Here is a 6,706-nt window from a genome sequence, read left to right as displayed (position 1 = left end):
CTGGCTGGGCGCCGGCCGCATTGTCCTCAGCGTCGTGCCGCAGGGGCAGACGCAGCTCCAGGCTTCCCGATGAACGCGAGGGCGATTTCCATGACCAAGGCACATCTTCTCGCGGCGGCCGCGCTGGCCGCGGGAACCCTGGCGGCCGGGTGCGCACCCGCCGTGCAGCCCGCCGCGCAGCCGCTGGACCGGGCCGCCATGCCCACGGCGGCGGCCGATCCCACGTACGACTTTCCCAACGTGCAGCGCCGCACGCTTTCCAACGGGCTGCGCGTGTGGCTCGTGGAGCGCCCGGGGGCTCCGCTGGTGACGGTGCAGCTGATCGCCGACGCCGGCGCCGTCGCCGACCCGGCCACCACGCCCGGCATCGCTTCGCTGACCGCGGCGATGCTCAACGAGGGCACCGCCACCCGCACGGCCGAGCAGATCGCCGACGAACTCGGCTTTCTGGCCGCGACGATGAACGCCGGGGCCGGGCTGGAAGCGGCGTCGGCGACCCTGTCGGTGCTGGCGCGCAACTTCGACCCGGCGCTGGACGTGTTCGCGGACGTGGTGGCCAACGCCTCGTTCCCCGAGAGCGCCTGGCCCCGCGTGCAGGCGCAGCGCCTGGCCGCGCTCCTTCAGCAGCAGGACCAGCCGGCGGTGCTGGCCACCAACCAGTTCCAGCGCATCGTCTACGGGCAGGGGCATCCCATGGGGCGCCCGGTCAGCGGCACGCCGTCCTCGGTGCGCGCCGCCACCCCGGAGGCGCTGCGTGCGTTCCACCGCCGCTACTACCGCCCCGACAACGCGCACCTGATCGTGGTGGGCCCGCTGGCGGCGGAGAGCGTGCTGCCCAAGCTGGAGCGTGCGTTCGGCCGCTGGGAGCGGGGCGGCCCCGGGGCGTGGACTCCGCCGTCGGACCCGGCGCCGCTGCAGGCCACGCGCATCTACCTGGTCGACAAGCCGGGCGCCGCGCAGTCGGAAATCCGCATCGGCCACGTGGGCGTTCCCCGGGTGCACCGCGACTACTTTCCGCTCCTGGTGATGAACACCATCCTGGGCGGGCAGTTCTCCAGCCGCATCAACCTGAACCTGCGCGAGGCCAAGGGCTACTCGTACGGCGCGGGCAGCGGATTCCAGATGGGCCGCATGGCCGGGCCGTTCGTGGCGAGCGGCGGCGTGGAAACGCGCGTGACCCGCGAGTCGGTGGTGGAGTTCATGCGCGAGCTGGAGGACATCCGCGGCTCGCGGCCCGTCACGCAGGAGGAGCTGGACCTGGCGCGCGTTTCCATCATCCGGCGCGAGCCGCTGACCATGGAGACCAACGGCCAGATCGCCGGCCGCATCCAGGACATGATCCTGTACGACCTGCCGGAAGACTACTTCGACAGCTACAACCGGCGCGTCGCCGCGGTCACGGCCGAGGACGTGAACCGCGTCGCCCGCGAGTACCTGCAGCCGGGGCGCTTCGCCATCGTGGTCGTGGGCGACCGTTCGGTGGTGGAAGCACCGCTCCGCCAGCTGCCGTACCCGGTGGAGGTGGTCGCCGCGGAAAGCCAGGCGCCGGCCGCTCCGAGCGGCGGGCGCTGACCGGACCCGCGCAGGGCCGTTCCGGGTGGTGGGAAGGGGGAGGAGCACGCACCGTGCTCCTCCCCCTTCGCTTCTACGGGCCGCTGTGCGTTCTACCCGTCGACGCCCACGGCCGGCGGGTACCACGTGGGCCAGACGGGCACCGGATTGCGGATGAAGTCCAGCGTGCGCTGGCGCCAGCGCTCCGTCGCGCCCAGGGCCTGCCACTCGCCCTCCGGCCGGCCCGTCGCCAGGGTGACGTGCATCACGCGCGGCAGCAGGCGCAGCACGGCCAGGTCCATCCCCGTGGCTGCGTCCAGGTCGGGGAGAAAGACGTGGCCGGGGTCGTTGCTGTCGGCTCCGTACCCCAGCAGGCCGATGGTTGCCGCCACCTCGTGGAAGCGCGCCAGGTGGCCGGGCGCCACGTCGTAGTCCGCCGCGCGCGCCGCGGGGCGCCCCAGCCGGTCCACGCGGCAGTGCCACGAGGTGAGCGTGGTAGTGGCGAAGGGGCCCGGCCGCGAGCGCCCCTGCTGGAACACCCACGCCTGCCGTTCGGCGCTGCGGTACGTTTCGCGGCGGCGCGCACGGATGCCGCGGCTGGCCAGCTCGCGCTCGAAGCGGCGGATCATGGACATGAACACCGGGTCCAGCTGCAGCAGGTTGTTGTGCACCCGCCGCACCTCCGGCCCAAAGCGCGTCCGCAGCACGCGCCACTCCCACTCCTCGAAGCTTTCCCCCGGCCCGGGGTGCGGCATTCCCGGCACGCCGACGACATGCGTGCCTGGCAGCGGCGTCGCGGGGCGGTAGACGGGCACGTCCAGGTACGAGAGCAGCCCGAACCTTCCCGGACCCTGCGCCCCGTACCGGCAGCGCATCTCCATGGGCGATGGATCGCGGCGGAGCGATTCCAGCGCCGGAATCCCGCAGTCGGCCCACGTCGTGGGCGGCCGCAGCCCCGTGGGCGATTGCGCGTCCGCCGCGCCCGAGAGGAGCGCGGCGGCGAGGGCGAGAAGGGCCGGTTTGCGAGCGGGCATCGATTGCGGCGGCGGTGCGATCAGGGTCGGCGGTCCACGAAAGCTCTGCACAGGGCCGTCCGCGCGCAACTCCCGCCCGCAACGAAACGCGGCCCGGGCGCGTCGTGCGCCCGGGCCGCCGTCCGTTGCCACACCCGGAAGATCAGCAGTAGATCCCGCAGGTGGGGAAGACGGAACGGAAGCAGTCCTCCAGCGGCAGCGTGGGAGCCTGGTGCGCCTGCACGGTGCCGCGGCCGTCGGTGTCGGCCTCCGGGGTCACCTGGAAGCTCTGCACGTCCAGGGTTTCGACATCGAGCTTGATTTTCTGCATTGAATTTCTCCTGATTGCGATGGTTCCGCGGCGAAAGGCTCGCCCGCGCAGGCCGTGTTGGCGCGACCAGAAAGCGTCGCGTTTCGAACGGATTTCGTGGCGGTGGAGGCCGCACGTCGCGTGCCGCCACGCGTTTCTGTCGGCGCGGCGTGTCCCCAAACAAAGGGATCGCGGAATCGGGCCCGACGGACTCCTTCCATCCTGTGGCCACCACTCAGCAGCGCCGCGGCCGAGGTTGCGGGCATCCCGCGCGCGGCCTATGCTGTGCGGCCCAGCGCCGCCGCTGCGGCTCGCCATCATCCTCGGATCGTCCCGCATGACCGACCCGGCTGCCGCTGCCCGGCCCGGCCTTTCCGCCGACACGTATCTCCGACGCCGCGAGCGGTTCCTGGCCGCCATCGGCGACGGGGTGGCGGTGCTGCCCGCCGGCCCCGAACTGCTGAAGTCGCGCGACACCGAGATCCTCTACCGCCAAAGCAGCGACTTCCACTACCTGACCGGGTTTCCGGAGCCCGGGGGCGTTGCCGTCCTCACGCCGCACGACCCCGAGCACCGGCTGACGCTGTTCGTTCGCCCGCGCGACCCCGAGCGCGAGGTGTGGAACGGCGCCCGCGCCGGCGTGGAGGGCGCGCGCGAACGCTTCGGCGCCGACGCCGCGTATCCCATCGAGGAGCTGGACGACCACCTGAAGAAGCTGCTGGAGCCCGCCGACGCCGTGTGGTTCGCGCTCACCGGCACGGCAGGCGACCTGGAGATGCGGGTGCTGCGGCTGGTCGCCGGCTTCCGCGGCACGCGTCCGCGCGCTGGCAAGGGCCCGATGGACGTCCGCGACCCTGGGTCGGTGCTCGACGCCATGCGCCTGGTGAAGGAGCCCGAAGAGATCGCGCTGATCCGCACGGCGGCGGAGTTGGCCGCGCGCGGGCACCTGGCCGTCATGCGGGCGGGGCGCCCCGGCGTGGGCGAATGGGAGTTGCAGGCCCTGCTGGACCACACGTACCGGAGTGCCGGGGCGGAGTGTGGGACGGCCTTTCCCGCCATCGTCGGCTCGGGCGCGAACGCGACCACGCTGCACTACCACGCCAACTCGCGCCGCATCGAGGAAGGCGACCTGGTGCTGGTGGATTCGGGCGCGGAGGTGGGGATGTACTGCTCCGACATCACCCGCACCTTCCCCGCGTCGGGCCGTTTTTCCGCCCCGCAGCGCCGGGTGTACGACATCGTCCGCGCTTCGGTGGATGCGGCGATCGAGGCCATCCGCCCCGGCGCCCTGTTCAGCGGCGTTCACGATGCCGCGCGGCGCGTGCTGGTGCAGGGGATGGTGGACCTGGGGCTGCTGACGGGTGAGGTGGACGCGCTAATCGAGTCGGAGGCGTTCAAGCGGTTCTTCATGCACCAGACGTCGCACTGGCTCGGGATGGACGTGCACGACGTGGGCATGTACCGCGACCGCGCCGGCGAGTCCGTCGCCCTTCAACCCGGGATGGTGCTGACGGTGGAGCCCGGCCTCTACATCCCCGCCGACGCCGACGACATCCCGGCCGAGCTGCGCGGCATCGGCATTCGCCTGGAAGACGACGTGCTCGTGACGGCGGAGGGCAACGAGATCCTCACCCGCGGCGTGCCCCTCGACGCCGACGAGGTGGAGCGCATCTGTCTGGGCGAGTGACGATCCCCGCAGTCTCTCCCCAACCCTCCTCCCATCTACTCCGCCCATGATCCGATCCCGCCTGATGGCCGTGCAACAGACTCGATCTCACGGATTTCGCCCGCGGGGCAGGGAAGTGTCGCGGCTGGAGGGGCTGAGCGACGCGGTGTTCGGCTTTGCCATCACGCTGCTGGTGGTGTCGCTGGAGGTGCCGCGCACGGCCACGCAGCTGTTCGAAGTGATGCGTGGGTTCGGCTCGTTCGCCGCGTGCTTCGCGCTGCTGTTCCTGGTGTGGTGGAACCAGTACCGCTTCTTTCGCCGCTACGGCCTGAACGACGGCGTGACGATGGTGCTGAACGCCGCGCTGCTGTTCGTCATCGTCTTCTTCGTGTATCCGCTGAAGTTCGTCTTCACCATCGTCCTCGGGATGTTCACCGGCTCCGCGCCGTGGCAGGCGGTGTCGGCGGGCGGCGATCCCGTGCTGACGCACGACCAGTGGCCCATGCTGATGGTGGTGTTCAGCGGCGGATACGTGGCGGTGTTCCTGATCTTCGCCCTGCTTCACCTTCACGCGTACCGCATGCGCGAGTCGCTGGAGCTGGACCCGCTGGAGCAGTTCGATACCCTCACCACGGTGCGCGAGAGCATGGTGAACGTGGGGATCGGCGTTTTCTCCATTCTGCTGGCGGTCTTTGGCGGCGGGATGGGGCCGTTCCTCGGCGGGATCGTTTACTGGCTGGTGGGCCCCGCGATGTGGCTCAACGGCACGCTGGCCGGCCGAGCGCGCAAGCGGCTGCAGGCGTCGCTCGCCGGGGGCTGAAAGCCGCCCAACGCTCCGGCGTGTGGGGCTGTACTCTGGGATGCGGGCATGGAACGCATCCCGACGACATCTCCCTCTCGCTGGAGCGGAAAACATGAAGACGAAGTGGCTGCTGGCCCTGGCGCTCGCGATTGCGCCATCCTCCCTCGCCGCGCAGGTGGTGGCGCCCCCGCAGACGCCCGAGGTACGTGCCGAGCGGGAACGCGCTGTTCACCGCGAGCATGCACGAGCGCGCCACGCCGAGGGACGCGCCCACCGCGAGCACGCCCTTCGCCAGCGGGAGCACGCCGGCCGGAGGCGCGAGCACGCGGCGCGGCAGCGGGAGCATGCGGCTCGGCAGCGGGAGCACGCTGTCCGGATGCGCGAGCATGGCGCCACAGACCGTACCCACGGTCTCCGCGCTCGCGAGCATGCGGCGCGACGGCGTGAGCACACCGCCCGCGCCCGCGAGCACGCGGTGCGGCATCGCGAGCATGCCCATGCCCACCGCGAGCGCGCAGTCCATCGCGAAGCCGCCCGCGCACACAGGGAGCGCGCCCTGCGCCGGGCCCGCGACCGCCGCGAGGACGTGCGCGATCGCGCGGAAGACCGCCGCGGTCGCCGGAACTGACCCAAGTCGACTTGCTCCTTCGCCGCCGGAAGACGGGAACCGCGTAGTGCGGCGCAGGCACGTCGCTGCATCGTAGAGAACGCCCCGACCGGCAGCTCCGGTCGGGGCGTTTTCTGGGCGCGCGAGGCGCGCTTTTCGTCGGACGAGGGGCGGTGCCCGGACCCGTCCGGCTCGGCTCCGATGTACCGCCGGTGCTCAGCCCTCATCCGGCGTGCAGACGTCGCAGGTGTTGGCGCAGGTCTGCCAGCAGCTGTAGCCGCCACAGGTTGCTACGTTGGTGCACGCTCCACCGCACGTATGGGCGCAGCTCCCGGCGGCGCAGGTCCCGCCGGCGCAGGTCCCGCTCCCAGTGGGGTAGCAGTCGTAGGCTACCGGGACGGGGTCCGGTTCCGGGTCCAGGCTCTCGTGCGGGCGGACGGTGCCGTGCCCCCAGACGAGCGGGGCGGTCTGGAAGGAGTCGACGTGCAGGGAATCCAGGTTCAGGCGCAGCTTTTTCATCTTCCGTCCCTCATGATGAATGGTTTTCGTTTCCAGCCATATTTCATCCGCAATATGGCGAAGCGCGCGGCGGGCGCAAGGCGCGCCACTCCCCTAGCCCTTGCGCCGACGCCCCTGAACGCCGTAGATTGGCCCTTGCACGTGAGATACGTGCCGTGGATGGATTTGCGCGACCGCTTGCGTACCACGTTAAAAAAACGCTAAAGAGTCGGGATGGATCGGAGGACACAGCCGGTCC

General features: G+C 71.1%; 7 protein-coding genes and 1 riboswitch. Of the genes, 4 read left to right on the top strand and 3 right to left on the bottom strand.

Going from position 1 to position 6,706, the window contains the following annotated elements:
* Positions 1-90 precede the first annotated feature (90 nt).
* Positions 91-1,572 carry a pitrilysin family protein gene (locus tag VIB55_RS19665; RefSeq protein WP_331878372.1) on the top strand — a complete coding sequence of 494 codons (1,482 nt, stop codon included), beginning with the start codon at positions 91-93 and terminating at the stop codon, positions 1,570-1,572.
* A 92-nt stretch (positions 1,573-1,664) separates the two neighbouring features.
* Here VIB55_RS19665 and VIB55_RS19660 read toward each other — a convergent pair whose 3' ends face one another.
* Complete coding sequence (locus VIB55_RS19660; protein WP_331878371.1) at positions 1,665-2,585, bottom strand: hypothetical protein; 921 nt, start codon at positions 2,583-2,585, stop codon at positions 1,665-1,667.
* A gap of 142 nt (positions 2,586-2,727) precedes the next feature.
* Entirely contained in the window at positions 2,728-2,895 is a 168-nt protein-coding gene (locus tag VIB55_RS19655) for a hypothetical protein (protein ID WP_331878370.1), read from the bottom strand.
* 316 nt (positions 2,896-3,211) lie between these two features.
* On the opposite strand from VIB55_RS19655, the gene VIB55_RS19650 reads away from it, so the two are divergent.
* From VIB55_RS19650 to VIB55_RS19640, 3 genes are all read left to right on the top strand, one after another.
* Entirely contained in the window at positions 3,212-4,561 is a 1,350-nt protein-coding gene (locus VIB55_RS19650) for an aminopeptidase P N-terminal domain-containing protein (protein WP_331878369.1), read from the top strand.
* Positions 4,562-4,607: 46 nt separating this feature from the next.
* Positions 4,608-5,360, top strand: coding sequence for a TMEM175 family protein (locus VIB55_RS19645; protein WP_331878368.1), 753 nt, complete (start codon positions 4,608-4,610; stop codon positions 5,358-5,360).
* Between the two features lie 94 nt (positions 5,361-5,454).
* The gene (locus VIB55_RS19640) at positions 5,455-5,970 is read left to right on the top strand and encodes a hypothetical protein (RefSeq protein WP_331878367.1); all 516 of its coding nucleotides are present in this window, start codon (positions 5,455-5,457) and stop codon (positions 5,968-5,970) included.
* Between the two features lie 195 nt (positions 5,971-6,165).
* Here the strand turns inward: VIB55_RS19640 and VIB55_RS19635 are convergent, their stop codons facing one another.
* On the bottom strand, positions 6,166-6,468 hold the full coding sequence (locus VIB55_RS19635; RefSeq protein ID WP_331878366.1) for a hypothetical protein: 303 nt from the start codon (positions 6,466-6,468) through the stop codon (positions 6,166-6,168).
* Between the two features lie 145 nt (positions 6,469-6,613).
* Positions 6,614-6,692: riboswitch (SAM riboswitch) on the top strand.
* The last annotated feature ends 14 nt before the right edge of the window (positions 6,693-6,706 follow it).

The sequence above is a fragment of the Longimicrobium sp. genome (genome assembly GCF_036554565.1).
In the GTDB taxonomy this organism is placed as follows: domain Bacteria; phylum Gemmatimonadota; class Gemmatimonadetes; order Longimicrobiales; family Longimicrobiaceae; genus Longimicrobium.
Note: the sequence above shows the minus strand (reverse complement) of the source record. Positions and strands in the feature narration are given on the sequence as shown.

Bases quoted from the DNA above. Each gene is read 5' to 3' on its own strand.
- VIB55_RS19660 (WP_331878371.1), bottom strand. From the start codon at position 2,585: ATGCCCGCTCGCAAACCGGCCCTTCTCGCCCTCGCCGCCGCGCTCCTC.
- VIB55_RS19650 (WP_331878369.1), top strand. From the start codon at position 3,212: ATGACCGACCCGGCTGCCGCTGCCCGGCCCGGCCTTTCCGCCGACACG.
- VIB55_RS19655 (WP_331878370.1), bottom strand. From the start codon at position 2,895: ATGCAGAAAATCAAGCTCGATGTCGAAACCCTGGACGTGCAGAGCTTC.
- VIB55_RS19665 (WP_331878372.1), top strand. From the start codon at position 91: ATGACCAAGGCACATCTTCTCGCGGCGGCCGCGCTGGCCGCGGGAACC.
- VIB55_RS19640 (WP_331878367.1), top strand. From the start codon at position 5,455: ATGAAGACGAAGTGGCTGCTGGCCCTGGCGCTCGCGATTGCGCCATCC.
- VIB55_RS19645 (WP_331878368.1), top strand. From the start codon at position 4,608: ATGATCCGATCCCGCCTGATGGCCGTGCAACAGACTCGATCTCACGGA.
- VIB55_RS19635 (WP_331878366.1), bottom strand. From the start codon at position 6,468: ATGAAAAAGCTGCGCCTGAACCTGGATTCCCTGCACGTCGACTCCTTC.